This is a genomic window from Conexibacter stalactiti, from assembly GCF_033542075.1.
Classification (GTDB): Bacteria; Actinomycetota; Thermoleophilia; order Solirubrobacterales; family Solirubrobacteraceae; genus Conexibacter; species Conexibacter stalactiti.
The window spans coordinates 1-26,231 of record NZ_JAWSTH010000053.1; the positions used below are offsets into that span (position 1 = coordinate 1).

At 73.0% G+C, this 26,231-nt stretch carries 21 protein-coding genes and 2 tRNA genes; 10 read left to right on the top strand and 13 right to left on the bottom strand.

Annotation, left to right across the window (positions count from 1 at the left end; translation table 11 throughout):
• On the bottom strand, positions 1-627 hold a 627-nt coding region (locus R7226_RS18445; protein ID WP_318598714.1), incomplete at its 3' end, for a YceH family protein.
• 73 nt (positions 628-700) lie between these two features.
• Here R7226_RS18445 and R7226_RS18450 point away from each other — a divergent pair.
• The 3 genes from R7226_RS18450 (at position 701) to R7226_RS18460 (ending at position 2,359) form a co-directional block, all read left to right on the top strand.
• Positions 701-1,003 carry a hypothetical protein gene (locus tag R7226_RS18450; RefSeq protein WP_318598715.1) on the top strand — a complete coding sequence of 101 codons (303 nt, stop codon included), beginning with the start codon at positions 701-703 and terminating at the stop codon, positions 1,001-1,003.
• Positions 1,004-1,017: 14 nt separating this feature from the next.
• A complete protein-coding gene (locus R7226_RS18455; protein ID WP_318598716.1) occupies positions 1,018-2,217 on the top strand; it encodes an aminopeptidase in 1,200 nt (399 codons plus the stop codon).
• A 53-nt stretch (positions 2,218-2,270) separates the two neighbouring features.
• Positions 2,271-2,359, top strand: a tRNA-Ser gene (locus R7226_RS18460).
• An 18-nt stretch (positions 2,360-2,377) separates the two neighbouring features.
• Here R7226_RS18460 and R7226_RS18465 read toward each other — a convergent pair.
• Genes R7226_RS18465 through atzF form a run of 3 tightly spaced genes read right to left on the bottom strand, consistent with a single transcriptional unit; the run spans position 2,378 to position 4,774 of the window.
• Positions 2,378-2,725 carry a type II toxin-antitoxin system PemK/MazF family toxin gene (locus R7226_RS18465; protein ID WP_318598717.1) on the bottom strand — a complete coding sequence of 116 codons (348 nt, stop codon included), beginning with the start codon at positions 2,723-2,725 and terminating at the stop codon, positions 2,378-2,380.
• Positions 2,725-2,940 (bottom strand): ribbon-helix-helix domain-containing protein, encoded by a 216-nt coding sequence (locus R7226_RS18470; protein WP_318598718.1) that lies wholly within the window; start codon positions 2,938-2,940, stop codon positions 2,725-2,727. The genes R7226_RS18465 and R7226_RS18470 overlap by 1 nt, the downstream gene beginning before the upstream one ends.
• A 22-nt stretch (positions 2,941-2,962) precedes the next feature.
• The gene (gene atzF / locus R7226_RS18475) at positions 2,963-4,774 is read right to left on the bottom strand and encodes an allophanate hydrolase (protein WP_318598719.1); all 1,812 of its coding nucleotides are present in this window, start codon (positions 4,772-4,774) and stop codon (positions 2,963-2,965) included.
• 18 nt (positions 4,775-4,792) lie between these two features.
• Here atzF and R7226_RS18480 point away from each other — a divergent pair, with 18 nt between their 5' ends.
• The 4 genes from R7226_RS18480 (at position 4,793) to uca (ending at position 10,922) form a co-directional block, all read left to right on the top strand.
• The gene (locus R7226_RS18480) at positions 4,793-5,557 is read left to right on the top strand and encodes a GntR family transcriptional regulator (protein ID WP_318598720.1); all 765 of its coding nucleotides are present in this window, start codon (positions 4,793-4,795) and stop codon (positions 5,555-5,557) included.
• A 174-nt stretch (positions 5,558-5,731) separates the two neighbouring features.
• Complete coding sequence (locus tag R7226_RS18485; protein ID WP_318598721.1) at positions 5,732-6,574, top strand: urea amidolyase associated protein UAAP1; 843 nt, start codon at positions 5,732-5,734, stop codon at positions 6,572-6,574.
• Positions 6,571-7,227, top strand: coding sequence for an urea amidolyase associated protein UAAP2 (locus tag R7226_RS18490; RefSeq protein WP_318598722.1), 657 nt, complete (start codon positions 6,571-6,573; stop codon positions 7,225-7,227). The genes R7226_RS18485 and R7226_RS18490 overlap by 4 nt, the downstream gene beginning before the upstream one ends.
• A 77-nt stretch (positions 7,228-7,304) precedes the next feature.
• Positions 7,305-10,922 carry an urea carboxylase gene (uca, locus tag R7226_RS18495; RefSeq protein WP_318598723.1) on the top strand — a complete coding sequence of 1,206 codons (3,618 nt, stop codon included), beginning with the start codon at positions 7,305-7,307 and terminating at the stop codon, positions 10,920-10,922.
• Positions 10,923-11,207: 285 nt separating this feature from the next.
• Here the strand turns inward: uca and R7226_RS18500 are convergent, their stop codons facing one another.
• Positions 11,208-11,435: a hypothetical protein gene (locus tag R7226_RS18500; RefSeq protein ID WP_318598724.1), complete on the bottom strand. Its 228-nt coding sequence runs from the start codon at positions 11,433-11,435 to the stop codon at positions 11,208-11,210.
• Positions 11,436-11,499: 64 nt separating this feature from the next.
• Complete coding sequence (locus R7226_RS18505) at positions 11,500-12,177, bottom strand: sterol desaturase family protein (protein WP_318598725.1); 678 nt, start codon at positions 12,175-12,177, stop codon at positions 11,500-11,502.
• 182 nt (positions 12,178-12,359) lie between these two features.
• Here R7226_RS18505 and R7226_RS18510 point away from each other — a divergent pair, with 182 nt between their 5' ends.
• Complete coding sequence (locus tag R7226_RS18510; protein WP_318598726.1) at positions 12,360-13,184, top strand: hypothetical protein; 825 nt, start codon at positions 12,360-12,362, stop codon at positions 13,182-13,184.
• 382 nt (positions 13,185-13,566) lie between these two features.
• The gene (locus R7226_RS18515) at positions 13,567-15,105 is read left to right on the top strand and encodes a calcium-binding protein (RefSeq protein ID WP_318598727.1); all 1,539 of its coding nucleotides are present in this window, start codon (positions 13,567-13,569) and stop codon (positions 15,103-15,105) included.
• Positions 15,106-15,166: 61 nt separating this feature from the next.
• Here the strand turns inward: R7226_RS18515 and R7226_RS18520 are convergent.
• The 5 genes from R7226_RS18520 to R7226_RS18540 form a co-directional block, all read right to left on the bottom strand.
• A tRNA-Val gene (locus tag R7226_RS18520) sits at positions 15,167-15,238 on the bottom strand.
• 63 nt (positions 15,239-15,301) lie between these two features.
• Positions 15,302-16,471: a glycosyltransferase family 4 protein gene (locus R7226_RS18525; protein WP_318598728.1), complete on the bottom strand. Its 1,170-nt coding sequence runs from the start codon at positions 16,469-16,471 to the stop codon at positions 15,302-15,304.
• Positions 16,472-16,596: 125 nt separating this feature from the next.
• On the bottom strand, positions 16,597-20,271 hold the full coding sequence (locus R7226_RS18530) for a LamG-like jellyroll fold domain-containing protein (RefSeq protein WP_318598729.1): 3,675 nt from the start codon (positions 20,269-20,271) through the stop codon (positions 16,597-16,599).
• A gap of 69 nt (positions 20,272-20,340) precedes the next feature.
• Positions 20,341-21,561, bottom strand: coding sequence for a hypothetical protein (locus tag R7226_RS18535; protein WP_318598730.1), 1,221 nt, complete (start codon positions 21,559-21,561; stop codon positions 20,341-20,343).
• 97 nt (positions 21,562-21,658) lie between these two features.
• The gene (locus R7226_RS18540; RefSeq protein WP_318598731.1) at positions 21,659-22,780 is read right to left on the bottom strand and encodes a GNAT family N-acetyltransferase; all 1,122 of its coding nucleotides are present in this window, start codon (positions 22,778-22,780) and stop codon (positions 21,659-21,661) included.
• 20 nt (positions 22,781-22,800) lie between these two features.
• Here R7226_RS18540 and R7226_RS18545 point away from each other — a divergent pair, with 20 nt between their 5' ends.
• The gene (locus R7226_RS18545) at positions 22,801-23,922 is read left to right on the top strand and encodes a glycosyltransferase family 4 protein (protein WP_318598732.1); all 1,122 of its coding nucleotides are present in this window, start codon (positions 22,801-22,803) and stop codon (positions 23,920-23,922) included.
• Positions 23,923-23,967: 45 nt separating this feature from the next.
• Here R7226_RS18545 and R7226_RS18550 read toward each other — a convergent pair whose 3' ends face one another.
• Positions 23,968-25,008: a 50S ribosomal protein L11 methyltransferase gene (locus tag R7226_RS18550; RefSeq protein ID WP_318598733.1), complete on the bottom strand. Its 1,041-nt coding sequence runs from the start codon at positions 25,006-25,008 to the stop codon at positions 23,968-23,970.
• 22 nt (positions 25,009-25,030) lie between these two features.
• Positions 25,031-26,227 (bottom strand): GNAT family N-acetyltransferase, encoded by a 1,197-nt coding sequence (locus R7226_RS18555; protein WP_318598734.1) that lies wholly within the window; start codon positions 26,225-26,227, stop codon positions 25,031-25,033.
• Positions 26,228-26,231 lie beyond the last annotated feature (4 nt).

Here is a 26,231-nt window from a genome sequence, read left to right on the forward strand (position 1 = left end):
CGCCGCGGGGCCGGCGGCGGGCGCGGCGGCCGCGGGAACGGAGGCGGATGCCGTGTACGCGGCGGGGCCGGACGCGGCCGGCGCCGATGACGCGGCGACGGGAGCCGGGCGCATCGGCGGCGCGGTCGCGACCTGCTCGGCCTCCTCGCCGCCGAGCAGCTGCTGGTAGCGCTCCTCCTTTTGCCCCGGCCGCCGCTCCAGGCGCGCGACGCGGCCGGCGGCGATCAGCGCGTCGAGCGTCGCGTGGACCGCGGTGAGGTCGTCGAAGTGCTGCATCCGCTCGACGCGCTGCTTCAGCTCGCCGGGCGTCTGCGGGCCGCGCAGCATCAGCACCGCCAGCAGCGCGATCTCGTCGCGTCTGAGCCCGAGCGCCTCGTCGAGCAGGTGGCGGTACTTGGCGGCGCGACTTCCGTGGCCGCTGGTCAGGCGCGTCCAGCCGCGGCGGTAGAGGTGCTGCAGCGCGTCGCGGATGACGCTCTCGTCGTACTGCACGACCGGGTCGCGATTGGTCGACTGGTTGCAGGCGAGGCGCAGCGCGTTGAGCGAGAGGGGATAGGCGTCCGGCGTGGTCCGCTGCTTCTCGATGAGGCAGCCGAGCACGCGGATCTCGACGGCATCCGGATCCATGCGCGGGAGACTACGGCAGCGCGCGCGGGCGCACGAGGCGCCGCGGACGCCGGACCGGTAGCGTTCCGTGGTGATGGCTCGACGTCTCCTCCCTCTCGCCCTGCTGGCCGCGCTCGCGATCGGCGGCTGCTCCTACGGCACGAAGGCCGACATCACGCCCGAGCAGAGAGAGGCGCGCGCGGAGCTCGTCCAAGCTGCCAAGGGGTTCGACGATCACGAGCTCTCGCGTCTGTGCAGAGGCCTCTACCCGAGTGACTTCCTCACCAACGAGGATGACTACCCGAGAGAGGACGAGGACCACAGAACGCCCGCGGAGACCGACGAGATCAGAGCACTCGTCGCCAGAGCGGGCTGCGACGTCCCCTCGCCGAAGTAGCCGCTGAGCACGCGATGTCCGACGCCACGACGCTTCAGCGCCTCGCGGAACTGCTCGTCGGCTTCGGCGCCAATGTGCAGCCGGGCCAGGTCGTCGCGGTCAGCTCGGAGATCGGCAAGGAGCCGCTGACGCGCGCCGTCGCGGCGAGCGCGTACAGAGCCGGCGCCAGCTTTGTCGAGGTCACCTACTCCGACATCCACGTGCGCCGCGCGCGGATCGAGTTCGGCAGCGACGAAGCGCTCGAGACCGTCCCGCCATGGCTCGGCGAGCGGATCCTCAGACTGGGCGACGCGCGCGCAGCTCGCATCGCGCTGACCGGCCCGGTCGAGCCGGGCCTGCTGGAGGACCTCGACCCGGCGCGCGTCGGGCGCGACAAGTCGCAGGCGCTGCGCGAGGCCGGCAAGGTCGTCAACGAGCGCACGACCAACTGGACGATCGGCCCCTGCCCGACGCCCGGCTGGGCCGCGCTCGTGCACCCGTCGCTCGAGCCCGACGCGGCGCTCGCGAAGCTGTGGGAGGAGATCGTCCACGTCTGCCGCCTCGACACCGACGACCCCGTCGCCGCGTGGAGAGAGCGGATGGCGACGCTCGTCGCCGTCTCCGGCCGCCTGACCGACGCCCGCTTCGACGCGATCCACTTCGAGGGACCGGGCACCGACCTGACGATCGGCCTGCTGCCGAGCAGCAACTGGATCAGCGCGGCCTTCGAGACCGCCGCCGGGATCCCGCACGCGCCGAACCTGCCGTCGGAGGAGGTCTTCACGACCCCCGACCCGCTGCGCGCCGACGGCATCGTGCGCTCGACCAAGCCGCTGCTGGTCGGCGGCGCGACGATCAGAGGGCTGACGGTCCGCTTCGAGGGCGGCCGCGCCGTCGAGATCGACGCCGAGCAGGGGGCGGAGACGCTGCGCGAGCTGACCTCGCACGACGACGGCGGCGTCCGCCTCGGCGAGGTCGCGCTGGTCGACCGCGAGGGGCGCATCGGCCCGCTTGGGACCGTCTTCTACGACACGCTGCTCGACGAGAACGCCGCCAGTCACATCGCGCTCGGGCGCGGCTTCGACTTCGCCGTCGGCGAGGACGACGTCGCGCGCGTCAACGACAGCCTGATCCACATCGACTTCATGATCGGCGGCGACGACGTCGACGTGACCGGCATCACCGCCGCCGGCGAGCGCGTCCCCGTGCTTCGCGGCGGCGCCTGGCAGGTCTAGCGAGCGTCGCGGGCGCCCGGCCTGTACCCTTCACCGTCGCCGTAACACAGCACGGAGAGGTGCCGGAGCGGCTGAACGGGCACGACTGGAAATCGTGTGACCGGGGTAACTCGGTCCGAGGGTTCGAATCCCTCTCTCTCCGCTTTTCTCGGGCGCGTCGCTACAGCGCCAAATGCAGTCGCAGCGCCTCGTCGAGCGAGGTCATCGTGCCGGCAGGGAGCCGCCCGAGCAGGGGACCGATGCGCTCGGTCGCAACTGAGCGGACCTGTTCGGCTTGGGCCTTCGAGTCCAGTGAGAGGCCGCTGCTGCCGGCCGGGATCAGCACCTGGAAGGGGTAGACGCGGGTCACGTTCGAGGTGACCGGGACGACGGTGAGGACGCCGCGACCGAGTCTCGCCGCAGTCGCGTTGGCGGCATCGTTGCTGACGATGATCGCCGGGCGCCGCTTGTTCGCCTCGGCGCCGCGAACCGGCTCGAACTCGACCATCCGCACGTCCCCGCGGCGCATCAGAGCCCGTCGCCGGTGGTCGACTCCCATGCCTCGGCGTCGCCGCCTTCCTCCCACTCCTGCCAGGCGGCGCCGTAGGCGTCGTTCAGCTCGGACAGGCGCAGGGCACGTATCGCCTGCTGGAGCGCAGCTGAGCGAGACGGGAAGGCATGCGTCGCCGCGTATTCGTCGAGGAAGCGGACGTCATCGTCGGGCAGGCTCACGCTGAGCTTCATACCGCCGATGCTACCAGCGGTACTACCCGCTCGCCACAGTCTCGCCAGCGGTAGCTGCCGTGTAAGCCCGCCAGCCGCCGTGGGCGGTGATGTCGGGGGCGTCGGGGAGGACGTCGGGGGAGCAGAGGAAGCCGGTCACGAGGCGGCCGTCGGCGAGGCGGACGGGGCCGAGCGAGAGCGGGAAGGCGAGCAGCGTCAGCAGTCTGCCGAGACCGGCGGGCGGGAGCGCCCACAGCTCGCCCGCGAGGCCGCCGGCGCCGGCCGGGTCGGCGACGAGGCCGGGGCGCGGCGGGGCGAGGTGGGAGAGCGCCAGCATGCGGTAGCCGGTGTCGGTCGTGACCGGGTCGAGCGGACGGCCGCCGAGGCCGCGCAGCTGCGGCTCCAGCGGCATGCCCGACATGTGCGCGCCGACGACGAGCAGCTCGATCTCGTCGGTGGGGGCCGCGCCGGAACCGGGGGCGGTTGCCGCGAGGGCGTCGGAGGCTGCGGCGGCAACCTCCTCGCCGGTGAAGCGCGCGCCGATCGCCAGCAGCGCACGGTCGGAGAAGGCGGGGCCGAGCAGCATCGCGCTCGCCGGGCCGCCGTCGGCGCGCAGCGGGCCCGGCAGCGCGAGCGCCGCCAGGTCGAGCAGGTTGGCGTTGTGGGTGAAGCGGCCGAGCAGTGCGTTGCGCGCAAGCGGTTCGGCGGCGTCCTCGGCGACCGTCACGAGCGTCGGGATCGTCGGCAGCGCGATCGCGTCGAGGCGCTCGCGCGCGAACAGGGCGCGCGTGGCGGCGCGCAGCGCCTCCAACTCGTACTGCGCCTCGAACGCCGCGACCGCCGACGGCTCGAACCCTCTGACGATCAGCTCGCGCGTCACCGGCAGCACCTCGTCGAGGTGCTCGCGTATGAACGTGCCGACCGCCGCCGCCCGCTCTGCCACCCACGGGCCGCCGTACAGCAGCTCGCCGGCGCGCATCAGCGGCGCCGCGTCGACCGCGACGACCTCGGCGCCGCGCGCCGCCAGCTGCTCGCAGGCGGCGGCGAAGGCATCGCGCGCGAGCGCGTCGCCGGCGAAGTCGGCGGGCGAGAGGGCGGGGACGCCGACGCGGGGCATGGCGGGCGAGGCGGCCGGCGCGGCGACGCCGAGGTTGGGCGCCGGGGAGGCGACGACGGACGGCGCCTCCCGGCTGAACGGATCCTCGGGATCGAACGCCGCGATCACGTCGAGCACGCGCGCGGCATCGCGCACGTCGCGGGCGAAGATCGAGACGCAGTCGAGCGAGCGGCAGGCGGGTACGACGCCACCGGTCGAGACCAGGCCGCGCGAGGGCTTCAGGCCGACGATCCCGTTCAGGGCAGCCGGCACACGACCGGAGCCGGCCGTGTCCGTGCCGAGCGCGATGTCGACGGCTCCCCCGGCGACCGCGATCGCCGAACCGGAGCTGGAGCCGCCCGGCACGAGCGTCGGGTCGAGCACGTTGCGCGGCGTCCCGTACGGCGAGCGCGTGCCGACGAGGCCGGTCGCGAACTGGTCGAGGTTGGTCTTGCCGATCAGGATCGCGCCGGCGTCGAGCAGCAGCTGGACCGCGGGCGCGGTGCGGGACGCGACGCGCGCGAACGCGGGACAGGCGGCGGTCGTCGGCCAGCCCTCGACGTCGATGTTGTCCTTGACGCCGAAGGTCATGCCGAGCAGTGGCAGCTCGGCGGGGTCGGCCGCGGCCAGCTCCACGGCGCGGGCACGCAGTTGCGCCTCGTCCGCGAGCGCGATCCACGCGCCCGCCTGGTCGGGGGCCGCGGCACGTTCGCGCGCCGCGAGCGCCACCGCTGTGAGATCGATCGTTCCGTCGGCCATTCGTCTAAAGTATGACCAATGCGCGATCCTGTCCAGTCGTCTTCGCAGAGCGGTGTCGAACGGTTGGAGACGCGCTCGCTGTCGGAGCGAGCGCGCGACGCGCTGCTGGAGGCGATCCAGGCTGACCGCTTCCCCGACGGCCGCCTGCCGCCCGAGGCCGAGCTGTCGGTGCTGCTGGGCGTCAGTCGCACGACGCTGCGCGCGGCGCTGACGAGCCTGGAGGCCGACGGCGTCGTCTCGCGCCGTCGCGGCCGCGGCACCTTCGTCAACACGCACCTGCTGCGCTCGACGATGCGGCTCAACCGCCTGATCCCGTTCACCGCCCTGATCGCGCAGTGCGGCCACGAGCCGTCGGTCGATCCGCAGGAGCATCGCTTCGCGACTGTCCCCGCAGAGGCCGCCGGACCGCTCGGAATCGCTGAAGATGCAGCATGTCTGATCGTCGAGCGGCTGCTGCGCGCCGGCGGGGAGCCGGTCATCAGGGTCAGTGACACGATCCCGCTCGGCCGCCTCAGAGTGGCGCCGTCGGAGATCCGCGAGGCCGATTCCACCTTCACCTTCGTCGAGCGCAACTGCGTCGCCCCGATCGACTACGCGACCGCCGAGATCGTTCCCCGCGTCGCCGTCGAGGGCGACCCGATCGGGCTCGAGCTGGCGGCCGGGGAGCCGTACATCGAGCTGATCGAGACGCACTTCTCGCGCGATCACGAGACGATCGCCTTCTCGCGCGTGAGCGTCAACGACCGCTACGTGCGCCTCTCGCTGCTGCGCCGCGACGCGTAGCCGCCCGCTTTCGCCAGATGGCGCAGCGCCCGGGTCGGATCTTCGTCCATATGTAGAACCAGTCCGACCTTGGTCATACCTATCCTCGCTAGGTATGACCAATCAAGCAGAGCGGCTCCCCCGGTCCGCTGCGCGGCGGGCATGGGCGACGGCCGGGCCGGCGGAGGCCAGCAGATGAGCTCGACGACGGCGACGACGCACGGCGCCCGTGACCATGCGCGCGCCCAGGCCGGCGCGACGGCCGAGGCGATGCCGGTGCTGCCGGCGCGCTCGGCGAGCGGCCTGCCAGACGGGGTTCCGCAGGAGCGGCTGACGTGGGCCGAGACGGTCGCCGGCGGCGGCTACGCCAGCCGCGTGCTGGCACGCGGCACGACGCTGCGGCTGACCGACCTGCACGGCGACGCGTGCGCGCATGTGCTGCTCTACAACGCCGACCAGCCATGGGAGCGGCTCAACGTCGCCGACACCGTCAAGGTCCCGTGGCAGGCCTATCTCGGCGCCGGCCACCCGCTGCTGTCCGACCAGGGGCGCGTGCTCGCGAGCATCGTCGCCGACACCTCGGGCCACCACGACGCACTCTGCGGCACCTCCAGCAGGGACGCCAACGCGCGTCGCTACAGCGCCGACGGCGGCCTCGCCCACGGCCCCGCGCCGGCCGGCCGCGAGCTGTTCGTGCTCGCTGCCTCCAAGCACGGCCTCGCCCCGCGCGACATCCCGCCGAGCCTCTCCTTCTTCCAGGGCGTGAAGGTCGAGCCCGACGGCGCGCTGCGCTTCGACGGCTCGGCCGGCGCCGGCGCCCACGTCGAGCTGCGCGCGGAGCTGCCGCTGGTCGTGCTCGTCGCCAACGTCCCGCACCCGCTCGACGGCCGCGACAGCTACACCTGCTCGACGCTGGCGCTGCACGCCTGGCGCGACCGCCCGACGCAGCCCGGCGACCCGCTCTGGAGCGCGACGCCGGAGTCCGAGCGCGCCTTCCTCAACACCGCCGACTACGCCGACGCGCGGGGGCTCGCATGACCCCCGCGGAGCCCGCTCAGGAGCAACAGCTCGGCACCCTCCCGGACGGTGCGATCGTGCTCGACGAGACCGTGCCGGCGCGCGCGCCGTGGTCGGCCGTCGTCGAGGCGGGGCAGCTGCTGAGCATCGTCGACCTCGGCGGCAACCAGGCGGTCGACTGCATCCTCTACGACGCGCACGACCGCGAGCAGCGCTACAGCGCCGCCGAGACGATCGCGCAGCAGGGCTCGATCTTCCTCACGACCGGCAGCGTGCTGCGGACGTTCGAGGGCACCCCGCTGATGACGGTCGTCGCCGACGAGTGCGGCCGCCACGACACGCTCGGCGGCGCCTGCAGCAAGGAGTCGAACACGCTCCGCTACGGCCACCACACCAAGCATCAGCACGCGTGCGTCGAGAACTTCCTGCGCGAAGGCGCGAAGTGGGGCCTCGGCAAGCGCGACCTCGTCTCGAACATCAACTGGTACATGAACGTGCCGGTCGAGCCGGACGGCACGCTCGGGATCGTCGACGGGCTCTCCTCACCTGGGCTGACGGTGACGCTGCGGGCCGAGCGCGACACGCTCGTGCTCGTCTCCAACTGCCCGCAGGTCAACAACCCCTGCAACGGCTTCGACCCGACGCCGGTGCGGATGGTGGTCACGCAGCCGTGAGCATCGAGGATTCGGAAGTTCCCGGTCGCGGTGGTCCCGTGGCGGGCCGTCGTGGAACTTCCAGTGCAAAGCTTGCTTTGCTCGTCGCCAACCGCGGCGAGATCGCCTGCCGCATCATCCGCAGCGCGCAGGCGCGCGGTCTGCGCACCGTCGCGGTCTTCTCCGACCCCGACCGCGGCGCGCCGCACGTCGCGCTCGCCGACGCCGCCGTCCACGTCGGAGCGGCACCTGCGCGCGAGTCGTACCTGCGCGCCGACCGCATCCTCGCGGCGGCGCAGGCGAGCGGCGCCGGCGCGATCCATCCGGGCTATGGGCTGCTGTCGGAGGACGCGGCCTTCGCGCGCGCCGTCGAGGCGGCCGGGATCGCCTTCGTCGGACCGACGCCCGAGCAGCTGGAGCAGTTCGGCGACAAGCACCGTGCGCGCGAGCTGGCGCGCGCGGCCGGCGTGCCGATGGTGGAGGGCAGCACGCCGCTGCCCGGCGTCGCGGCCGCGCTCGCCGCGGCGGCGGAGATCGGCTATCCGGTGATGCTGAAGGCGACCGCGGGCGGCGGCGGGATCGGGATGGCGCCCTGCCACGACGCCGCCGAGCTGGCCGACGCCTTCGCGCGCGTCGAGCGGGTCGCCGCCGCCAGCTTCGGCGGCGGCGGGATCTTCCTCGAGCGGTGGGTCGCGCGTGCCCGCCACGTCGAGGTGCAGGTCTTCGGCGACGGCGCCGGCCGCGTGCTCGCGCTCGGCGACCGCGACTGCTCGCTGCAGCGGCGCAACCAGAAGGTGATCGAGGAGGCGCCCGCTCCCGCCCTCCCCGACGCGCTGCGCGAGCGGCTGCACGCTGCCGCCGTGGCGTTGACCGCCTCGGTCGCCTACCGCTCCGCCGGCACGGTCGAGTTCCTCTACGACGCCGAGCGCGAGCAGCTCTCGTTCCTGGAGGTCAACCCGCGTCTGCAGGTCGAGCACCCGGTCACCGAGGAGGTGCGCGGGATCGACCTGGTCGACTGGATGCTGCGGCTGGCGCAGGGCGACGCCGGGATGTTCGACGCAACTGAAGCGCCCGCCCGGGCGCTCGCCGCGCACGCGGTCGAGGCGCGTGTCTACGCCGAGGATCCCGCGCACGACCACCGGCCCAGCGCCGGCCTGCTGACGAACGTCGAGCTGCCCGCCGATCTGCGCGTCGACGGCTGGGTGACGACCGGCACCGAGGTCTCGACCGCCTACGACCCGCTGCTGGCGAAGCTGGTCGCGACCGGCGCCACGCGCGCCGAGGCGATCGCGCGACTCGCCGACGGCCTCGCGCGCACCCGCATCGACGGCGTCCGCACCAACCTCGGCCTGCTGCGCGCGGCGCTCGCCGCCCCCGACTTCGCCGCCGCCCGCCACTCGACCGCCACGCTCGCGACCGTCCACGACGACGAGCCGCGAATCGAGGTCGAGCGCGCCGGCACGCTGACGACCGTGCAGGACTGGCCCGGTCGCATCGGCTACTGGATGGTCGGCGTGCCGCCGTCGGGCCCGATGGACGACCGCTCCTTCCGTCTCGGCAACCGCGCGCTCGGCAACCCCGAGGGCGCCCCCGGCCTCGAATGCACGCTCGACGGGCCGGCGCTGCGCTTCACCGCCGCCACCACGGTCTGCGTGACCGGCGCGGAGGCGCAGCCGCTGCTCGACGGCCAGCCGGTCCCCTGCTGGGAGCCTGTCGACGTACCGGCCGGAGGGCTGTTGGAGGTCGGCGCGCTGCGCGGCCGCGGCCTGCGCGCATACGTGCTCGTCGCCGGCGGCCTCGACCTGCCGCGCCACCTCGGCAGCGCCGCGACCTTCACGCTCGGCGGGATGGGTGGCCACGGCGGCCGCGCGCTGCGCGTCGGCGACGTGCTGACGCCGGGCGGCGCGCCGAGCGGCACGCGGGAGCAGGCTGAGGCGATCGCGCTCCCATCCGACGGTGCCTGGGAGATCGCCGTCACCGAGGGGCCGCACGCCGCGCCCGAGTTCTTCACGCGCGCGGACGTCGAGCAGTTCTACGCGACCGCGTGGGAGGTCCACTTCAACTCCGCCCGCACCGGCGTGCGGCTGATCGGTCCGCGCCCGCGCTGGGCGCGGCCCGACGGCGGCGAGGCCGGCCTGCACCCGTCCAACATCCACGACACGCCGTACGCGATCGGCGCCGTCGACTTCACCGGCGACCTGCCGATCCTGCTTGGTCCCGACGGCCCCAGCCTCGGCGGCTTCGTCTGCCCCGCGACGGTCGTGACGGCGGAGCGCTGGAAGCTCGGTCAGCTGCGGCCGGGCGACACGGTCCGCTTCGTGTCGGTCGCCGAGGAGGCAGCGGCGGAGCTGCGCGCCGCGCTGCCGGCACCGGCGTCCGCCGCGCGCCCTGCCGCGCCGCCGCGCCGCCCGCTCCGCGCCCTCGCCCCGGCGCCCCGCGACGACGGCATCCTCGCGCGGCGCGACGCGACGCCGGACACACCGGCCGTCACGTACCGCCGCGCCGGCGACGACAACCTGCTCGTCGAGTACGGGCCGATGGTGCTCGACCTCGGGCTGCGGATGCGCGTCCACGCGCTCGCCGAGCGGATCGCCGCCGAGGCGCCGCGCGGGCTGCTCGACGTGACGCCGGGGATCCGCTCGCTGCAGCTCCACGCCGATCCCGACCTGCTGCCGCCGCGGCGGCTGCTCGCGCTGGCGCAGTCGCTCGAGCTGGAGCTGCCGGCGACGCGTGAGCTGCAGGTGCCGAGCCGCACCGTCCACCTGCCGCTGTCGTGGGACGACCCCGCCACGCGCGAGGCGACCGCGCGCTACATGGCCGGCGTGCGCGCGGACGCGCCGTGGTGCCCGTGGAACATCGAGTTCATCCGCCGCGTCAACGGGCTCGACAGCGTCGAGGACGTCCACCGCACCGTCTTCGGCGCCGACTACCTCGTGCTCGGCCTCGGCGACGTCTACCTCGGCGCGCCGGTCGCGACGCCGCTCGATCCGCGCCACCGCCTCGTCACGACGAAGTACAACCCGGCACGCACGTGGACGCCGCAGAACGCGGTCGGGATCGGCGGCGCCTACCTCTGCATCTACGGCATGGAGGGGCCCGGCGGCTACCAGTTCGTCGGGCGCACGGTCCAGATCTGGAGCGGCTACCGCGCGGCGGCGGCCTCCTTCGAAGCGGACACGCCGTGGCTGCTGCGCTTCTTCGACCGCATCCGCTGGCATCCGGTCGCGGCCGACGAGCTGCTGGAGCTGCGGGCGGAGATGGACGCCGGCCGGCTGGAGCTGGAGATCGAGCAGGGCAGCTTCACGCTCGCCGACCACCTCGACTTCCTCGAGCGCGAGCGCGACGACATCGACGCCTTCCGTGCACGGCAGACGGAGGCGTTCGCGGCCGAGCGCGCCGCGTGGCAGGCGGCCGGCGAGTTCGATCCCCGTCCCGAGCCGGTCGCGGCCGTGCCGGGCAACGGCGCCGGTGCCGGCGCGCTCGTGCTGCCGCCGGGCGCGGTCGCGATAGAGGCGCCGCTGTCGGCCAGCGTCTGGCTCGTCGAGGTCCGCCCCGGCGACCGCGTCGACGCCGGCCAGCGACTGCTGACGCTCGAGGCGATGAAGATGGAGACGGCGCTGGAGTCGCCGGTCGCGGGCGAGGTCGTCGACGTGCTCGTCGGCGTCGGCGACCAGGTCAGTCCGGGCACTTCGCTCGTCGTCGTGCGCGCGAGCTGATCGCGCGCCCAGGTGCCGCCGGCGTCCCGGCTCCGCAAGGGGAGTAGGAGCCGGGACGCCGCAGGTGCGGCGTGTCGGGAGGCGCGGCTTCGCCCGCCGTGGGGGAGACGGCGGTTCGCGGCGTCGCAATCGGCTCGCCTGCACCGAGCGCCCCTGACGGCGACGAAGCTACCCGACTTCCGGAGTGTCGCCAATGGCGATGGCGCCGGCCGTACGACAGCCGCCATCGAACAACTCGGATGTGGGAAGCGGTGTGGCGTCGCGCGCCGGTCGCGCGCCGGTGCCTCAGCGCGGGATGCGGCGCTGGAGCGCTCGCTCGATCCGCTCGACGCGGCCGCGCAGCTCCTCCAGCTCACGATCCTGACGGTCGACCTGGGGCAGCTGCGAACTCTGCGCCAAGCGCGCGATCGTCGCCTCGCGGATGTACTGCGCGGTGGCGATGCCGTCCCGCTCGCAGACCTCCTTCAGCTGAGCCCATGTCTCGCCCGAGAAGCGGACCGTGGTCGTGTGCACGGACCCACGCTAGAGCGTGAGTCGGGGAAATGGAGGGCCGATATCGCCTGTCGTACGACAGCCGCTATCGCTGTGTGGGATTCCGCCGAGAACCGCCTGTTGCGGTCCCGAAGACGTGATCCCAGAATGGCGCGCTGACGCCATACCCCTTGTCGTGCTCCCTGAAGTGGTGGCGCATGTGCGCCTCGTGCAGCTTGCGCGGGATCCACGCCGTCGGCTTGCGGCCGCCGGGCAGGTGGTGGAGGTAGTAGTGCGTCAGGTCGTAGAAGAGGTAGCCGCCCCAGAAGCCGGCCGACGCGGCGTACGCCTCGGGCGTGCCGAGCACGGCCACGAACAGCGCGAAGAAGAGCGCCGCGAGCGGCACGCTGACCGACGGCGGCATCACGAGCCGCAGCGGGTCGTTGGGGTGGTCGTGGTGGACGCCGTGGATGATCCAGTGCAGCCGCGCTCCGATGCCCTCCTCGGGCTCGAAGTGGAAGACGATCCGATGCAGCCAGTACTCGGTCAGCGTCCAGAAGAGGTAACCGCCGGCGACGAACAGCGGGATCTGCCACAGCGTCATCTGGTCGATCGAGAGCGCCAGCGCGATCGCGATCGCGGGACCGAAGATGAAGGCCGGAACGCTCCAGTGGACGCGCGAGAGCTTGTCGAGCAGGTTGGACTCGAACATGCGAGGCGACGCCTTCAGGATCTCTGACCGTCTGAGGCCGGCCAGCTCGTCACGGCGCGGATAGGTCGCCATCGTCGATCACGCTCCTTTCGTCCCCTTCGTGGTGCAGCGCGTGAGGGCCCCCTAACGATACTCCTCGCGTGAGAAGGGGCAGGCCGCTGGCGTCCTGACTCTGGATGAGGACGAGCCTATCGAAGGGACCGGGCGCACGAACTTCTTCCCACGCGGGCCAGATCTCGGGGTAAGCTCGGTACATGCGTGTTTTTCAACCGATCCGCGGCGCCGCACTGCTGGTGCTCGTGGCGGCCGGCGGCCTCCTCGGCGCCTCCGCGCCCGCCGGCGCGAGAACCTCAGTCGCGCTCAGCGGCGCGGTCACGCCGGCGCTGACCGGCTTCCCGACGACGCCGCAGAACGTCAGGCTGACGATGGAAGGCCGCATAGTCGGCGACGACATCGACGGCGTCTTCCCGGCGACGACGACGAGAATCGTGATGTCGTTCACCCACGGCGCGCGCGTCAACGGCAGATACTTCCCGAGCTGCGATCCGGTGCGGCTGGCGGCGCTCAGAGGCGCGCCGAGAGCGTGCCCGCGCGGCTCCAAGATCGGCGAGGGCTGGGCCTTTGGCACCGCGATCAGCGTCACGGCGAGACTGAAGATGGACGTCTACAACGGCCCTGGCGGCCGCTCGATGCTGTTCTACTTCGCGACGGACAACCCGGTCGTGATCCGCGACATGATCAACGCGCCGTTCACGGCGCTGCGCGGCGGCAGATACGGCTTCCGTCTGACACTGCCGGTGCCGCCTGGGCTGCAGGAGCTCAGCGACGGCATGGTGACGTCGCTGAGACAGTTCAAGGCGACCGTCGGCGGGATGACGGTCAAGGTCAGAGAGCGCGGCCGAGTCGTCAGACGCGGCTTCATCGAGGCGATGACCTGCCCGCCGGGCGCGCTCGTGACGGTGCGCGGCGAGTTCACCTTCCAGACGGCCCCGCCGGCGGCGACCGACTCCTACCTCGGCTGCGGCCAGGCGCCGCCGTTCGGGCCGGAGTTCCCGGCGTCGGTGCCCGGCTCCGCCTGAGCGGCGCCGGCGCGGACGGGGCGGGACCGGCCCCGGAAATCCCGGTCCCGCCGCGTCGCTCGCATCCCTCCGAATCCCGCAACGGACCACACCGAAAGAAGGGCGAAGGGCCGAGCCCAGTTGCCTGGACCCGGCCCTTCAGAGGAGGAGATGGACATGATGATGCGCCACTCGGGGGCCGCTCACCTTGGCCCGATGGCGAAGGTTTCGTGGTGATTTCTCTCCGCCGTACCGGCCGCGCTCTCGCTCGCTGACCGCGCTCGCGCCGCGTCCGGCCGCGCATTCGCGTCCGCTCTGACCACGCTCGCTTCAGGCGCGAGACCCTCCAGTAAGGTGGCGCGCCGGGAACGAATCCCCCACATTTCCCGCGAAAGGACTCGCGATGCCGTTCAGATCGCCTGCCGTGCCCCGCATGCTGGCGCTGAGCGCCAGTGCTGTGCTCACCGTCCTCCCCGCAGCGCCGGCGCTCGCCGCGCTCTCGGACACGCCCCCTCGCGTGCAGGCGACGACCGTGACGAGAACATTCGACTTCACCGGCAGCCCGCAGCAGCTCGATCTGCCCGACGACGTCAGATCGGTCCGCGTCGAGGCGGTCGGCGGCAGAGGCGGCGGCAACTACGGCCAAGGCCAGTGCCAGGGCGGCGGTGCCGGCGGCCGCGGCGCGCAGATCGTCTCGACGGTGCAGCTGCCCGCCGGAACGCGCTCGCTGCAGATCTTCGTCGGCGGCAACGGTGACAACGGCCACACGATCGGCCCCGCGACGGGCGGTTGGAACGGTGGCGGCGCCAGCGGCAGCGGCCTCGGCGCCGGCGGCGGAGGCGGCGGCGCCTCCGAGGTGCGCACCGCCGGCGCGAACCCCTCGCGCCTGGTCGTCGCGGCCGGCGGCGGTGGCGGTGGCGGCTGCGCCGAAGAGCACGTCGGCGCCGGCGGCGACGGCGGCGCCAACGGCGGCAACGGCGGGACCTCGCTCTTCTACCAGTCGTACGGGCGCGGCGGCGGCGCCGGCACCAACGCGAGCGGCGGCGGCCGCGGCGGCGACAGCCCGGGTGCCGGCGACGGCGTCGGCGGTGCCGTGCTGGTCGGCGGTCGCGGCGGCTACACCGTCGTCGGCAGCTCCGGCGGCGGCGGGGGCGGAGGCTACTTCGGCGGTGGCGGCGGAGGCGGGGGCGGCGGCGGTGGTGCCGGCGGCGGCGGTGGCGGCAGCAGCTTCAGCGTCGCCGCCTCCAGCGGCGGCACCGGCGATCGCGCGCGGGTGACGGTCAGCTGGGAGCAGGCGACGCCTCCGAGCGACCCCCGCCTCGAGTGCAATCGCGGAGTCTCGGGCCGTGTCGGCGAGAGCTGGACGGGCGACAGAATCCACATCTGCAACGCCTTCGGCTATCCGGTCGTGCCGCTGTCGATCGTCGACGGCGCGCTGCCGCCCGGAATCACCTACAGCCGCTTCCCCGCGCCGGACGGCATCTGGGTCGTGCTGCAAGGGACGCCGACGAGGGCCGGGACGTTCAGATGGACCTTCAACCTGCCGGTGCGGGGCGGCTCGGGATACACGATCCCGATCGAGGCGACGATCGCGCCGGTGACGGCCAGCCGCCGCGGCGACACGCTGACCGGCAGCGCGCGCGCCGAGACGATCGACGGCAAGGGCGGCAACGACCTGATCGACGGTCGCGGCGGCGACGACCGCCTCTTCGGCGGCGCCGGCAACGACCTGCTGCTCGGCGGAAAGGGAGACGACCGGCTTCACGGCGGAGCGGGGATCGACCGGCTCGACGGCGGCCCCGGCGCCGACCGCATCGACACCCGCGACGGCAGCCGCCGTCGCAACGCCGATCACGTCAGCTGCGGCGCCGGTCGCGACCTCGTGATCGCCGACCGCGGCGACAGGGTCGCGCGCGACTGCGAGAGCGTCAGACGCGGCTGAACGGCCTGCTCGAAACGACGAAACCCCGCCGCCGGCGGGGTTTCACGTTCGTCCTGCTGGATGGGCGCGGGTGGTTTCGAACCACCGACCTCTCGCGTGTGAAGCGAGCGCTCTCCCACTGAGCTACGCGCCCTCTGACCCGCATTGTATGGGTCGCGCGCCTCGCGTGCTGAGCCGCGGGCGCTGCCGCGTGGGCTCAGCGGCGCGGCGCGGCCAGCAGCCGTTCGTAGAGCGCGATCGTCGTGGCGGCGATCGCGTCCCAGCCGAAGCGTTCGTCGGACATCGCGCGCCCGGCCTCGCCGCGGGCGCGGCGCTCCTGCGGGCCGGCCTCGATCACCGCGCGCAGCGTCTGCGCCAGCGCCTCCGGCGTCGCCGCCGGGCACAGCCAGCCGCTGCGGCCGTCCTCGACGTACTCCGGCAGGCCTCCGACGGGGTACGCGACGACCGGCCGCGCGTAGCCGTAGGCGAGCAGCAGCACCCCGCTGGCGCTGGCGCGCTGGTACGGCAGCGCGGCGACGTCGGCGGCGGCGAACAGCGGCCCGACCTGCTCGCTCGGGACGAATCCCTCGCGCACCGTCACGCGCTCGCGCAGGGCCGGCTCGGCGAGCAGATCAGCGACCTGCGCCAACACCCCCTCGTCCTTGCCGGCGAGCACGACGTGCAGCGCGGGCAGCTCGCGCGCGGCCAGCAGCAGATCGCGCACGCCCTTGTCAGCGCGCAGCTGGCCGAACAGCAGCGCGACCGTCGCGTCTGCCGGCAGCCCGAGCGCGGCGCGCGCCGCGGCGGGGTCGGCGTCCGGCGCGCCGCGGCGGGCAAGGCCGCCGTACTCGCCGTGCGGGATCACCGTCGCCTTCGAGGCGGCGAGCGGCGAGAGCAGCGTGCGGTCGAACTCGGAGTGGACGATCAGCCCGGCGGCGCAGCGGTCGGTCAGCTCGCGCGAGCGGGCGTAGGCGCGTTCGCCGCGTTCGAAGGTGTTGTGCGGCGTCCACACCAGCGGCCGTCCGGCGGCGCGCACCAGCAGCGCCTGCAGCGCGCCGAGCGGCGCCCACTCGCCGCCCTGCACGTGGACGACGTCGGCGGCCCGCGCCAGCCGCAGCACCGGCGCGTTCGCGGCAAAGTGGGTGGCGCCGTTGACCGCCTTCGACAGCCGCAGCCGCCGCACCGCGCGGCCGGCGGCGCTGCTCCCGCGCACGTACGGGAAGAGACGGTGGAGGCGAACGCCGGGGGCCGGGGGATAGCGATGGTCACGCGCGGTCGCGACGTCGACCTGCCAGCCGGCGCGGGCGACCGCTGCCGCCAGCTCGCCGCTGTAGTCGGCGACCCCGCCGCCGCCACCCTCCTCGACCAGCAGCAGGCGCCGGCTCATCGTCGTCCTTCGCGCGGTCGCACCGCGCGGAGGTTAGATGGTCGGCGCGGCGGCCGCACCACGCGGCGCGCCCGTTCGTCGCGCCTGCAGCACGCCGCGGCGCGGCCGCATGCCGCGCCGCTCGCTCAGCTTCTCGTGCCGGCGTCGTAGTGCGCTCTGACGCGCGTGGCGTCGAGCACCGTTCTGTAGACGGCAACCTCGTCGACGGTTCCGTTGAACCACTCCGAGCCGCCGTCCCATGAGGCGATCGTCAGCGGGTTCGCCGTGACGGTCGCCGCGCCGGTCTGCGCGCGGCTGGTGACCTGCGTGCCGTTGACGTACAGCCGCTGGTTGACGCCGTCGTAGGTCGCAACGACGTGGTAGGTCGTGCCGGTCACGATCGCGCCCGCCGCCAGCTGCAGCCGGCGGCGCATGCCGCTCTGCATGACGGTGAACTCCAGTCTCGTGCCGTTGAACTGGAGCGAGTACGCCTCCGGCTTGGTCACGACCGAGGCGAAGCTGCCGCTCGACGGGATTCTCGTCGGCTTGATCCACGTTTCGAGCGTGATCGCACTGGTGAGGTCGAGCGAGTTCGCGTCGGCGACTCTGACGGAGTTCGATCTGCCGTTGAAGGTGACGGCGGAGTTGCCCGTCACGGTCGGAAGCAGGCCGGTCGCGCCGAGCGTCGGGCTGCCGACGTACGTGCCGCCGTTGGCGCCCTGCACGTCGGCGGCGACAATGCCCGAGCTCTCGCCCAGCCGCCACCACGAGACCGGCGCGTCGGCGCTGACGACGCTTGCGTACGAGGTCGCCGCCGGCGGCGTCGCGGAGACCGCGTTGGACCATGCCGAGCTGGTGTCGCCGGACTCGGCGCGGACGCGGTACCAGTAGGTCGTGCCGGCGCTGACGGTCGTGTCGGCGTATGACTGGACGTTGGCCGCGAGCGGGATCGTCGTCGGCGAGGAGAAGTCGGAGCTGGTGCTGCGCTGAAGCGTCTGACCGCTTTCGGCGCTGGCGTTGTCGCTCCAGGCGACGTCGATTCTCGTCGCCGAGGCGGCCGTCGCGGTCAGGCCGCTGGGGGCGGCGAGCCCCGGCTTGCCGGCGTTGTAGTGGGCGGCGATCCGCGACGCGCTGAGCGCCGTTCTGTACAGCGCGACCTCGTCGACCGTGCCGGCGAACCACTCGTTGATGCCGTCCCAGCTGCCGATTCGCAACGCGTTCAGGTTGCTGTCGATCGGGCCGCTGCGAGCGGTCGTGGCGACCAGCACGCCGTTGATGTAGAGCCGCAGGGCGCTGCCGTCGTAGGTGCCCGCGAGGTGATAGGTGTTGCCGGCGACGATCGCGCCGGCCGGCGCTCTCACGCGAACGTTCTGGCCGGCCTGCACGAACAACAGCTCAACGTACGGTCCGTAGAACTCGAGCGTATAGGCATCGGTCTTCGTGACGATCGAGCGGTAGACGCCGGTCGCCGGGATGCTCGTCGGCTTGATCCACGCCTCGATCGTCAGCGCGCCGGTGATGTCGAGCGTGCCGGTATGGCCGGCGCGGACCTCCGACGATCTGCCGTTGAAGCCGGCGGCGACGTTGGTCGTCGAGGCGAGCAGGCCGGGGACGCCCTGCGTCACGGCCGAGTACTGGCCGGGGTTGGCGACCGTCTCGTCGCCGGCGATCGTGCCGCTCGTCTCGCTCAGCCGCCAGTAGGAGACGGGGAGGTCGGCGAGCACCTCGGCGCGGTAGGAAGCCGGCTCCGGTGTCGAGGCGTGCACGACGTCGGACCACGGCGAGGACTCGCTGTCGGTGACCGCCTTGACGCGGTACCAGTAGGTCGTGCCCGCGGCGAGGCCGCCGTCGAGCAGCGTCGTCGTGTTGGCGGCCAGTCTCTGGCTCGTCGGCGACGTGAACGCGGCGTCTCTGCTGCGCTCGACCACGACGCCGGTCTCACCGGTCGAGTTGAGATGCCATCTCAGCTCGATCTGCGAAGTCGAGGTCGCGGCCGCGGTGAGGTTGTCGGGCGCATCGAGCGTCGCCGTCGAGGCGGCGTCGAAGTGCGCTCTGACCTGCGCGGCGCTCAGCGTCGTGCCGTAGACGGCGACCTCGTCGAGCGTCCCTCTGAAGAACTCCAGCGTGCCGTCCCAGGAGGCGAGCTGCAGGGGGTTGTTGGTGACCGACGCGGCGCCGGTCAGCGCCACGGTCGCGACCTGCGTGCCGTTGACGTACAGCCGCTGGTTGGCGCCGTCGTAGGTGCCGACGACGTGGTACGGGCTGCCCGCGACGATCGTCCCGGCCGGGGCCTGCACGCGGCGACGGGTGCCGCTCTGGATCACGGTGAACTCGAGTCTCGGCCCGTTGAACTGGAGCGTGTACGACTCGGCCTTCGTGAGGATCGAGGCGAAGTTGCCGCTGGACGGGATGCTGCTCGGCTTGATCCACGCTTCGAGCGTGATCGCCGATCTGAGGTCGAGCGAGTTGGAGTCGTTGACCCGGACCGTGCCGTTGACGCCGTTGAACGCGGCCGACTTGTTGCCGGTGTCGCCGCCGATCAGCGACGGCTCGCCGTAGGTGACGGTCCCGCCGTAGATGCCGGCGTTGGCCGACTGCTGGTCGACGGCGGGGCTGCCCGACTGGTCAGCGAGCCGCCACCACGAGACCGGCGCGTCGGCCGCGACGGCTCTGCCGTAGGCCGATGTCGGCTGTCTCGGCGGCGTCGGCGGCTGGTAGTCGATCGTGTCGGTGATGACCGGGCTCCAGCGGCCGGCGTTGTCCTGGAAGAGGATGCAGACGGTGCGCTCGCCGGTGCCGTCGTGGCCGCCGTAGCTTCTGTTCGCCAGATCCCAGTTGAGCGTCTGGTAGTTGGAGTCCTCGGAGGTGTTCGAGAAGGTCGCCCAGGTGACGCCGTCGTTGGAGACTCTGACCGTTCTCACTCTGCTGACGTCGTCGCGGCCGAGCACGTCGAGGCGCACCTGCGACGTGGTCGTGACTCTGTCGACGTGGTTGATCGTGACCGTGCCGCTGGGAGCGTCGCTGTCGACGATCTGGCCGCCGGAGATGACGAAGGTCGTCATCGCCTCGTTTCTGAGCGGGCTCTCGCGGTCCGCGTCGCCCATCCCCTCGCTCTCGGCGACGAGGTTCTCAGGGTCGGTGACCGAGCGCAGCACGTACGTGCCGTCGGCCAGTCTGCTGGTGCCGAGGTCGACCCACTGCTCGGAGCGGTAGTAGTCGTATGTGTCGCCCCAACCGGTCGAGAGGCCCTGCGCGATCACGTTGTTGGCGTCGGGCATGCACTTCTCCGGCGGGTACTGCTCCGGCCAGACGGCGTACGGCGTCGTGAGCGCGAACTCCTCGTCGGTGACGCAGCTGGTCGTCTTCGTGCCGACGAGGTCAGGCGCGCCGACCGTGCGGCCGCTGGCGACCCACGCGTCGAACTCTCTCTTCGTCCACAGCTGGTACTCACCCCAGTGGTCGAAGTGGTAATGAACGTGGACGTCGTGGTAATAGAGCGTGCTGCCCGTCAGCAGGATGTCTCTGAATCCACCGAGGTCGTCGTAGACGCGCTGATAGGCCTGGCCTGACGGCGGATTCAGTCTCTGATTGATCGTCGCGCGGATCTCGACCGGCCCCTCGCCCGCGTTGTAGACGGTGTTGGAGAAGCGCAGGACGTTGTGAATCACGCCCGATCTGTCGACGCTGACGTCGGTTCTGTCGAGCTGCAGGTTGCGCGGCGGCATCGTCCGCATGTCGGGGTAGAGCGTGGTCGCGGCCTGGGCGGCGGCGGGCACGGCCAGCGCGACGCCGGCAAGCAGGATGATGAGGAATGAGCGCATTTTGGATCTCTGACAGTGAATCCGACACACCGCTTTGTCAAGCGGTAGGCGGTGAGGTGCGAGAGTTCGCTAGCGGTCCTTGCGCAAACGCGCAGGTACGCGCCGCCCCGCGATCGTGCTGACCCAGGCCAGCCCGGGGCCGGGATCGCGCATGTTCAGCACGCCGACCTCGCCGGCTCCGAACCACGGCCGCACCAGCTGCGCGGCGAGCGCCGGCCGCCGCCACGCCGGCACCTCGCGCAGCAGGCCCCTGCAGACGCGCACGTCGATGTCCGGCACCACGATCCGCACGCCCTCGCGCGGCGTCGGCGCCGGGCCGAGCGGCCGGCCGGCGAGCGCCGCGACCAGCCGCGGCGTCGCCTCGGCACCGCAGGCGTCGCCGAGCCCCCACTGCGCGGGCATCCGCACATTGACCTCCAGGAACCAGCGCTCGCCGGTGACGGCGTGGCGCTTCGTCTCGACGCCGGCGACGCCGACGAAGCCGGCTTCGTCGAGCACGCGTCTGGCCAGCGCGGTCGTCTCGACCAGCGGCGAGGAGACGCCGAGCGCCGTCGCTCCGAAGCCGCGCGGGTACTGACGCAGCTTGCGACAGCCGAACGCGACCGGGTAGCTGCCGTCGGCGAGCCGCACGAGGATCGCCTCCTCGACATCGTCGTCACCGCCCGGGATGTACTGCGACAGCAGCATCCCGAGACCGTCGGCGAGCGGCTGGGCGAGCAGCTCGCGCGCCTTCGCGGCCTCCTCCACCAGGAAGGTGCGCTCCTCCCCGTACCTCATCCGCCACTCGTGCGACAGGATCGGCTTCACGACGCACGGCCACGGCGCCTGCGCGAGCGCCGCCTCGAGCTCGGCGGCGTCGTGGATGCTCGTCGTCCACGGCACGTTGACGCCGGCGCGGCGCGCGATCGCGTCAGCCGTCTGCTTGTCCATCAGCGCGAGGTGGCTGCTGCCGCGCGCACGCTCGAACGCGAGCAGGTTGGCCGGCAGCTCGTCGCGCGCCTTGACGAGCAGCTCGCTGCCGCGGTCGGTCGCGGGCAGCACGACCGTCTCGCCGCTGCTCGTCGCGATGCTGCGCAGCGCCGCCAGCCAGCCGGCGCCGCCGTCGAACGGCTCGACGACCGACTCGACGCCGCGGCTGCGCGTCTCCCACGAGTGGCCCGGCTCCGTCACGACCGTCACGCGTCCCCCGCGCGCGACCATGCGGCGCGTGACCGCCAGACCCGCGCTGTGCGGTTCCAGCACGACCACGTGGGGCCAGGGGACCGGCGGAGGGGCAGCGGGGGCGCTCATCATCTGATCGGACATCCGGGGTTTGGCGGCGGGAGTCTAGGGCAGCGTCAGCGGCTGCGCCATTGCTCGAAAACCCCGTGGAGCAGGAAAAAGAGCGTCAACGCGCCCGGCGCACGAGGCGCCGGATCTGCTCTTGGCGCGTCGGCGGCATGCGGCGGACCGCCTCGCGCGCCGCGTAGCGCAGGTGCTTGGGCGCACGCCACAGGCGGATCGCCGGCCACTGGCGGCCGCGCGGATAGAGCGTGCACCACAGCAGCGGGCGGTCGCTGTCGGCCAGTCGCTGCTTGTACTCGCTGGTGCCACCGCCGAGGTCGCCGTGCAGGACCCCGTCGGCGGCGCCCTGCTCCAGCGCGACGAGCATCGCCTTGTTGCCGGGCCACACGTGCGCCCAGGCGGGATCGAAGCCGCCGCTCCAGAAGGCCATCGTGTCACCGGCGCGCAGCGCCAGCTCGGCGCCGATCGGCCCCGTCGGCGCCTCCAGCAGCACGACGCCGATGCGCTCGTCGGGCAGCGCGCTGGTCGCCTCGGCGATGATGCGGCCCGACTCGGCGGGGACGGCCGAGCCGCCCTGCTCGTCCCAACGCTGGTGGTGGAGCCGCATCAACGTCTCGACGGCCGCCGGCTCGCGCGTGACGCGCGTCTGAACCTGCTCCTCGGTGAGCCGTCTGTCAGCCCGGCGCGTTTGCTTGCGGTAGCCCTTGCCACGGCGCGCGAACCAGCCGTCGAAGTCGCCGCCGACCTCGATCCACGGCGCCTCCATCTCGACGTCGCGGCGCTGCTGGGGCTTCAGGCGGCCCGGCCACGCGGCGCGCAGCAGCGCCGGCCACGGGTCGTCGCGATCGACCCCCTCGAAGACGACCGCGGCCGGCGGCGGGTCGAGCGTCTCGAGCGCCTGCGCCAGCGGGCGCGCGACGGCCTGCTCGGTGCCGGCGCGCGCGAGCACGCCGATGCGGTGCGAGAAGCCGGCGGCCAGCAGGCGGTACTCGGCGAGGCCGAAGCGGCCGACCTGGGCGAAGAAGGGCGCGACGGCGACCAGCTCGCCGTCGTCGTGGACCAGCACGACGCGCAGCCGCGTCTCGCCCGTGCGTCCCTCGCGCCACCACGCGAGCATCCACGCCGGCGCGCAGAAGGGCCGCCCGTGCGCGACCGCCAACGCGTCCCAGGCTTCGAGATGGGGCGCGAGCGCGGCCGGGTCGTCGATCACCTGGGTGCTGAGCACTCCGGATAGTATGCCGGCGCGTGTCCGCGAATCGCATCGTCTCCCTCCAGACCACGAGCGAGCGCGGCGGCGCCGAGTACGCCAACGCCGATCTGCTCGAAGCGCTGCGCCAACGCGGCCACGACGTGCTCCTGCTGACGAACGTGCCGGACATCGCGGCCAAGACGCAGGTGCCGGTGCAGGCGATCGACCTCGGCCCGAAGCTGTCGCGCCGCAGCATCCGCCGCGTCGCGCTGGAGACGCCGCGCACGCTGTGGCGGATCGCGCGAGCGCTGCGCGCCGCGGGACCCGTCGGCGTCACCTTCGTCCACTTCAAGAAGGAGCAGCTGCTCGTCGCGCTGCTGCCGAGACGGCTGACCGGCGAGATCGTGTGGGCCGAGTGGGGGCCGGTGCCGCCGAACCTGCGCAGCGGGATCCCGCGCCGGCTGTACGCGCTGGCCGCGCGGCGAGCGCGCGCGATCATGGCCGTCTCCGAGGGGACGCGGCAGACGGTGATCGACGCCGGCGTGCCGGCCGAGAAGGTCGTCGTGGTGCCGAACCTCGTCGACGTCGACGAGGTCGAGTTCGACGCCGCCGCGCGCGAGCGGCTGCGCGCGGAGTGGGGCGCCGGCGAGCAGACGACGGTCTTCGGCTGCATCTCGCGCTTCCAGGTCCGCAAGCGCAACGACGTCGTGATCGACGCGATGGAGCACCTCGACGGCGACGTGCTGATGGTGCTCGCGGGCGAGGGCGACCAGGAGCCGGCGCTGCGCGAGCGCGCCGCGCCGTTCGGCGACCGCGTCCGCTTCGCGCCGAACGTGCGCGGCCACGTCGAGGCGTTCCTGTCGGCCTGTGACGCGCTCGTCTTCGCGCCCAGCCCGACCGAGGGCGCGCCGCGCGTGATCGTGATGGCGCAGCTCGTCGGGGTGCCGGTGATCGCGACCGACCCAGAGGGAGCGCTCGGCCTGATCCCGCCCGGTGGCGGCACGATCGTCTCGCCCTCGCACGACCCCGCCGCGCTCGCGGCGGCGCTCGCGGAGTACCGCGACGATCCAGAGCGGCGCCGCCGCGAAGGCACGACCGGCCGCGCCGAGATGCGCGCCTCGCACGATCCCGAGCGGACGCTGCAGGCCGTCGAGCGCGCCTTCGGGCTGCGGTCCTAGCCGGACGCGCGGCGCTCGTCGCGCCGCGCCCGGACGGTTGCCGGCCTACTCGCCGCCGGCGGGGTGGACGGTGACCGTCCACTCCCACGTCGACGGCGCCGACAGCTCCTTCGCCGCCAGCGCGAACTCCAGTTCGTCGCCGGCTCTGACCGGCCGGCTCTCGACGCGCAGCAGCGGCCCGCCCCAGTGCGTGTACGGGTCGGCCGGGCTGGAGCTGATCGCAAGCTCGTCGTCGAAGGCGGCGGTGAAGTAGACGACGAAGCCGTCGAGGACCCCGTCGCTGACGACCTTCCGCCGCCACGAGATCTGCTGCGGCAGGTCGGCGGTCGTGGCGGTGTGCAGGTCGACCGAGACGACCGCCTCGGTCGCCGTCAGGAACTGCTCGAACGGGAAGGGCCGCAGCACGGTGTAGTGGTAGGACTGCGGCTCTCTGCGCGCGAACGGCTCGAGCGCGCGGAAGTCGATCCCGTGCAGTCTCTGCTGCCACGCGTACGGACGCCGCGCGCCGTCTCTGACCTGCACCGGCTCGATGTAGAGCGCCAGTCTCGCGGGCAGGATCAGGCCGCCCGGCTTGAGCACTCTGTCGCGCAGCTCGCCGACGTTCTCGACGACGCGCTCGTCGAACAGCGCCTCGCCGATCTGCTCGTGGACGATCACGTCGACCTTCTCCGGCAGCTCGAACTCGCTGCTGTGCATGCGGTGCAGCTGGACGTTGTCGATGTCGTTGTCGGCGGCGACCGCCTCGGCCGCGTCGGCCATCGGGCCGTGCTCGATCGCGTGCACCTGTCTGGCGCCGGCGCGCGCGGAGAAGAAGGCGAGCACGCCCGAGCCGGTGCCGAGGTCGACGACGACGTCGCCGTCTCTGACGTGCTTCTCGATCGCGGCGTGGTAGGTGTCGACGCGGATCGGGTCGCCCAGCATGTGGTCGTGCTGAGCCATCCCGCCGAAGAGGTTGCGGTTGCGCAGCGAGTAGACGAGTCTGCGGACGCGGTCGTTGCGCGCCGCCGCCTCGTAGGTCTTGCCGAGCAGGCTGCGCGCGGCCGCCTTCGCTCTGGCCGCGTGGTCGTTCGTCCGTGTCGGCGCCATGGCGCCGGATCGTAGCGCGTCGTCAGGCGTCCGACGAGGCGCGCGATATCCGTCTGCGCAGGTCGCGCAGGCGGTCGCTCTGCTCGTCGTCGAGCACGCGCTTGGCGAAGTCGCGCAGCTCGCGCGAGGCGACCATCGGCGCCACGCGCGCGAGGGTCAGCGGCAGCCGCCGGCCGGGCAGCAGCAACAGGCTCCAGGCGACCGGGTCGCTGCCGTCGGCGAAGCGCAGCTTGTACGGCTGCTCGCCGGGACCGAGGTTGAGGCGCTGGTCGCCGCGCTCGAAGCACTCCTCCAGCGCGTCGAGGATCCCCAGCATCGCGGGACGCAGGCGCGCGTGGCGCTCGTCCCAGCCGCCGTTGCAGTAGACGACCTCGCCGCCGGCCTCGCCGAACAGCTGCGCCGAGATCGGCTCGCCGTCGAGCTCCAGCACCCGCAGGCGGAAGCGACCGCTGTCGAGCAGCTCGCGCCCGACCTGCACGAACAGCTCCTGCTGGCTGGCGACGTCCGAGAGGCTCGACGAGCCGCGCCCCTCCCAGCGGCCGAGGTGCAGTCTCAGGAAGCTGGCGACGTCGTCGGCGAGCGTCTCCTGGGTCGCGGCGCGCGAGATCCCGCCGGCTCTGGCGAAGTCGCGTCGCATCCGCCGCATCTGGCCGCGGAAGTTCGAGCTCTTGGAGGCGAGCCAGGCGTCGAACGAGCCGGCCGCGAGCGAGACGGTCGGCCGGCCCTGGACCCAGTACTGGCGCAGCACGGGGCGGACGCGGCCGGGCCACTGCAGGCGCAGCGCGGTCGGCCACTGCGTTGCGACCGGCATCCCCTCCAGCGCGATCGCGTCCGGGCGCGGCGTCGCCTCGGCGAGCACGCCCGCGGCGGCGGCCGCGACCTCCCACTCGCGCCCGGGGACGGCGAGCGGGCTGATCTCCGGCGTCGCGCCGGTCAGCAGGCGGTAGTCGACGCGGCCGCGCGGCGGCTGCTCGGTGCAGAACGGCACGAGTCCGACGAGCGCGCCCTTCTCGCGCACGGCGACGACGCGCGGCACCGTCTCCGGTGCGCGCAGGTTGCGCCACTCCGCCAGCACCCAGCCCGGGGCGGCGAGCGGCATCCGCATCGCGACCGCGAGCGCGTCCCACTCCGCCGTCAGCGCGTCGAGCGCGGCGTCGTCGGTGAGCAGCTCTGCGTCGAGCTGACCGGACTCGCGTGCCGCTCTCTCGAGGCCAGACACCCCT

Bases quoted from the DNA above. Each gene is read 5' to 3' on its own strand.
- R7226_RS18525 (WP_318598728.1), bottom strand. From the start codon at position 16,471: ATGAGCCGGCGCCTGCTGCTGGTCGAGGAGGGTGGCGGCGGCGGGGTC.
- R7226_RS18480 (WP_318598720.1), top strand. From the start codon at position 4,793: ATGCGCGATCCTGTCCAGTCGTCTTCGCAGAGCGGTGTCGAACGGTTG.
- R7226_RS18535 (WP_318598730.1), bottom strand. From the start codon at position 21,561: ATGAGCGCCCCCGCTGCCCCTCCGCCGGTCCCCTGGCCCCACGTGGTC.
- R7226_RS18490 (WP_318598722.1), top strand. From the start codon at position 6,571: ATGACCCCCGCGGAGCCCGCTCAGGAGCAACAGCTCGGCACCCTCCCG.
- R7226_RS18510 (WP_318598726.1), top strand. From the start codon at position 12,360: ATGCGTGTTTTTCAACCGATCCGCGGCGCCGCACTGCTGGTGCTCGTG.
- R7226_RS18450 (WP_318598715.1), top strand. From the start codon at position 701: ATGGCTCGACGTCTCCTCCCTCTCGCCCTGCTGGCCGCGCTCGCGATC.
- R7226_RS18530 (WP_318598729.1), bottom strand. From the start codon at position 20,271: ATGCGCTCATTCCTCATCATCCTGCTTGCCGGCGTCGCGCTGGCCGTG.
- R7226_RS18465 (WP_318598717.1), bottom strand. From the start codon at position 2,725: ATGCGCCGCGGGGACGTGCGGATGGTCGAGTTCGAGCCGGTTCGCGGC.
- R7226_RS18550 (WP_318598733.1), bottom strand. From the start codon at position 25,008: ATGGCGCCGACACGGACGAACGACCACGCGGCCAGAGCGAAGGCGGCC.
- R7226_RS18485 (WP_318598721.1), top strand. From the start codon at position 5,732: ATGAGCTCGACGACGGCGACGACGCACGGCGCCCGTGACCATGCGCGC.
- R7226_RS18455 (WP_318598716.1), top strand. From the start codon at position 1,018: ATGTCCGACGCCACGACGCTTCAGCGCCTCGCGGAACTGCTCGTCGGC.
- R7226_RS18505 (WP_318598725.1), bottom strand. From the start codon at position 12,177: ATGGCGACCTATCCGCGCCGTGACGAGCTGGCCGGCCTCAGACGGTCA.
- atzF (WP_318598719.1), bottom strand. From the start codon at position 4,774: ATGGCCGACGGAACGATCGATCTCACAGCGGTGGCGCTCGCGGCGCGC.
- R7226_RS18470 (WP_318598718.1), bottom strand. From the start codon at position 2,940: ATGAAGCTCAGCGTGAGCCTGCCCGACGATGACGTCCGCTTCCTCGAC.
- R7226_RS18515 (WP_318598727.1), top strand. From the start codon at position 13,567: ATGCCGTTCAGATCGCCTGCCGTGCCCCGCATGCTGGCGCTGAGCGCC.